1 protein-coding gene and 1 pseudogene are annotated in these 3,998 nt (G+C 73.7%); both read left to right on the top strand.

Annotation, left to right across the window (positions count from 1 at the left end; translation table 11 throughout):
• The coding region (locus tag FKN01_RS31990) for a non-ribosomal peptide synthetase (RefSeq protein WP_143626150.1) at positions 1-2,742 on the top strand (2,742 nt) is incomplete at its 5' end.
• A 226-nt stretch (positions 2,743-2,968) separates the two neighbouring features.
• Positions 2,969-3,998, top strand: a pseudogene (locus FKN01_RS31995) (condensation domain-containing protein); the annotation flags it as partial.

Consider the following 3,998-nt stretch of genomic DNA (forward strand, 5'->3'; position numbering starts at 1 on the left):
GGGTGGAGCCTGGCCCGGGTCCTCTCCCTCGTCCTGGACCACCACACCGCGCACCAGCACGGCACCCCGCCCCCCACCCTCAGCGGAGGCCGGCTGGCCGACCAGGCGCGCTGGCTCCGGCGCCAGGACGTCAGGGCCGCCGAGGAGTACTGGCGGGGGTCCCTGGCAGGCTTCGAGGAACCGGTGCAGCTGCCCGTGGACCGGCCCGTCGAGCACTCCCGCCACACCCGCTCGTCGGAGCGGGTCGACGTCACCCTCACCCCCGGACTCACCGCCGAGCTGCAGGCGTTCGCGCGCCGCAACCGGCTGACCGTCAACGCGGTGGTGCAGGGTGTCTGGGCGCTCATGCTCGCCGGGCGCAGCGGCCGGGAGGACGTGGTCTTCGGCGCGACGACGTCCGGGCGGCCCACCGACCTGCCCGGTGCCGAGGACATGATCGGCCTGTTCATCAACTCCCTGCCGGTACGCGTCCGCCTCGACCCGGACCGCCCGGTCATCGACTGGCTGCGCGCCCTGCAGGAGGAGCAGGTCCGGGCCCGCCGCTACGACTACCTCCCCCTCACCCGCGTACAGGCGCTCAGCGACCTCGACCCCGAGCAGCGGCTGTTCGACAGCCTCGTCGTCTTCGCGAACTACCCGGTCGACACCGACGCGGCCGCCGCCCAAGGGCTGGCCGTCAGCGGCATCAGCGCCGTCGAGGCCACCAACTACCCCCTCAACCTGGCCGCCTACACGGGTGACAGCCTCACCCTCTCCCTGCTCTACGACCCGGAGGTCTTCGACCAGGGCACCGTGCGGGCGCTCCGTGACGACCTGCTCCTCCAGGCCGCGGCCGTCGTCCGCGCCGCTCCCGGGGACACCCTCGGCCACCTCGCCCTGGTCACCCCCGACGAGCACCACCGCCTCCTCGAAGAGTGGGGCAGCGGCGCACCCGGTGACGGCGGCACCACCCTCACGGCCGTCTTCGCGGACCAGGCCGCCCGGGTGCCCGGGCGGACCGCGCTCAGCGTCGACGGCCGGGACATCAGCTACGCCGAGCTCGAGGCACGCGCCAACCGCCTCGCACACCGGCTGGTCGACGCCGGGGTCCGCCCCGACGCCCGCGTGGGTGTCTGCCTCGGGCGCCGGGCCGAGCTGTTCGTGACCCTGCTGGCGGTCCTCAAGGCCGGCGGCGGCTATGTGCCGCTCGACCCCACCTACCCGGCCGACCGTCTCGCGTTCATGGTCACGGACTCCGGCGCGGACCTCGTCGTCACCGACCACGCGTGCGTCACCGCCCTGCCGCCCACGGACGTCCGGCTGCTGCTCCTGGACGACGCCGAGGAGGCCGCCGACCTCGCCTCCCGGCCCGCGACCGCCCCCGAGGTGACGGTCCACCCGGACAACCTGGCCCACGTCATCTACACCTCCGGCTCCACCGGCCGCCCCAAGGGCGCCGTCCTCCCGCACCGGGGCGTGCTGCGCATGGCGCGCGACCCGAAGCTCGCCCTCACCGACCAGGACGTCGTCGGCCAGCTCGCGACCGTCTCCTTCGACGCCGGGACCCTGGAGATCTGGAGCGCCTGGCTCAACGGCGCGGCCCTCGCCGTCAGCCCCTCCCGCTCCATGTCCGCCGCCGAACTCGGCAAGTTCCTGCAGGGCGCCGGAGTCTCCGCCGTCTGGATCACGGCCGGGCTGTTCCACGAGATCGTGGACAGCGACATCCAGGTCCTGGCCGGGCTGCGGCTCCTCATGTCCGGCGGCGACACCCTCTCCCCGGCACACTGCCGCAAGGTCGTCACCGAACTGCCCGGCGTCCGCATGATCAACGGCTACGGGCCCACCGAATGCACCGTCTTCACCACCCTGTTCGTGGTCAACGGCAACTACGGCGGAAGCGGCCCGATGCCCATCGGCACACCCATCGCCGGCACCCGGCTCCGGGTCCTCGACCACGCGCTGCGCCCCGTTCCGGCCGGTGTGCCCGGGGAGCTGTACGTCTGCGGCGACGGCCTCGGACGCGGCTACGTGAACCGGCCCGGCATCACCGCGACACGGTTCGTCGCCGACCCGTTCGGCGCCCCCGGCGAGCGGATGTACCGCACCGGAGACCTGGTGCGCTGGCTGCCCGACGGCAACCTCGGCTTCGTCTCGCGCACCGACTTCCAGGTCAAGATCCGCGGCCTGCGCGTCGAACTCGGCGAGATCGAGGCCGCCCTGACCGCCCACCCGGAGGTGGCCCAGGCGCTGGTGCTGGCCCGCGAGGACCAGCCCGGCAGCAAGCGGCTCGTCGCCTACGTCGTACCCGTCGCCGAGGACCGCGCCCCGTCCCCGCAGGAGCTGAAGGACTCCGTCGGCGGCACCCTGCCCGCCTACATGGTGCCCTCGGCCGTGGTCGTCCTGCCCGTCTTCCCGCTCAACCCCAACGGCAAGGTCGACCGCCGTGCCCTGCCGTCGCCGGAGGAGGCCCGGGGCGACCGCCCGGAAGCCACGGCCCCCCGCACCCCCGCCGAGGAACTGCTCGCCGGGATCTGGGGCGACGTGCTGGGCGTCGGGGAGTTCGGCGTCGAGGACAACTTCTTCGACCTCGGCGGCGACTCGATCCGCAGCATCCAGGTCATCTCGCGCATCCGGGAACTCTTCGTCATCGACCTGCCCGCCCGGGCCCTCTTCGACAACCCCACCGTCGCCGACCTGGCGGCGGCCATCGAGGCACAGGTCATCGCCGAGGCCGAGGGCACCACCGCCGGACCGACCGGCTGACCCCCGCGTCCCACCCCGTTCACCGCCCGCCGGGCGACACCCGGCAGGCCCCATCGCACTTCGCAAACCCCGTGGAGGAGAACCCATGGACGCGGCGGCATCCCGCGAGAGCTGGCTGGAGTCCCTGCCCGAGCACGTGCGGGACAGCCTGCGCGCACGCCTCGCAGGCGGCACCGCACGCACACCCGGCGGCCGGATCGAACCGGTGCAGCGGACCGGCAGGCCACCCCTGTCGTACGCGCAGCAGCGCCTCTGGTTCCTCGACGAGTTCGACCCCGGCAGCGCCGAGTACAACTCCTGCCTCTCGCTGCGCCTCACCGGCGGCCTCGACGTCGCCGCCCTCGCGGCGGCCCTGTCCGCCCTGGTCGCCCGGCACGAGTCGCTGCGTACGACCTTCGACGCAGTTGACGGCGAGGGCTACCAGGTCATCGGAGAGCCGTTCGCCGTACCGGTGCCCGTGGTGCCGGTGCCCGGGCCCGCCGACGACGAACGGGACGTCATCCTCGCCAACCTGCTGCGGGCCGAGGCCGCGCGCCCCTTCGACCTGCGCACCGGCCCCCTGCTGCGGACCGTGCTCGTCCGGCTGGCCGCCGAGGAACACGTCCTCGCGATCACGATGCACCACATCATCACGGACGGCTGGTCCATGGGCGTACTCGGCCGCGAGCTCGCCGCCCTCTACGACCGGGCCGCCACCACCGGCACGTACGACCCCGGCCTGCTGCTCGCCGGCAGCGCACTGCCGCCGCTGCCCGTGCAGTACGCCGACTTCGCCGCCTGGCAGCGCACCACCCTCACCGGCCCCGCGCTGGAGCGCCGCCTCGCCCACTGGACGTCGAAGCTCGACGGCATCGTCCCGCTGGAACTCCCCACCGACCGCCCCCGGCCCGCCGTCCGCACCTCCGCGGGCGCCCAGCACCTCTTCACGCTGCCCGCCGACACCACCCGCCGGCTCACCGAGGTGGCCCGCGCCCACAACGCCACCCTGTTCATGGCGGTCACCGCGCTCAGCCAGCTCGCCCTGTCCCGCTGGACCGGGCAGACCGACATCGCCGTCGGCACCACCGTGTCCGGACGGGACCGGGCCGAGACCGAAGGGCTCATCGGCTTCTTCGTCAACACCCTCGTGCTCCGTACCGAGGTCGAGGAACCCCTCCCCTTCGGACGGTTCCTCGACGGGGTGCGCGAAACGGTGCTGGAGGCGTTCGCCCACGCCGACGTGCCGTTCGAACGGGTCGTGGACGCCGTGGTCACCG

The sequence above is a fragment of the Streptomyces sp. 130 genome, from assembly GCF_007096885.1.
In the GTDB taxonomy this organism is placed as follows: Bacteria; Actinomycetota; Actinomycetes; order Streptomycetales; family Streptomycetaceae; genus Streptomyces.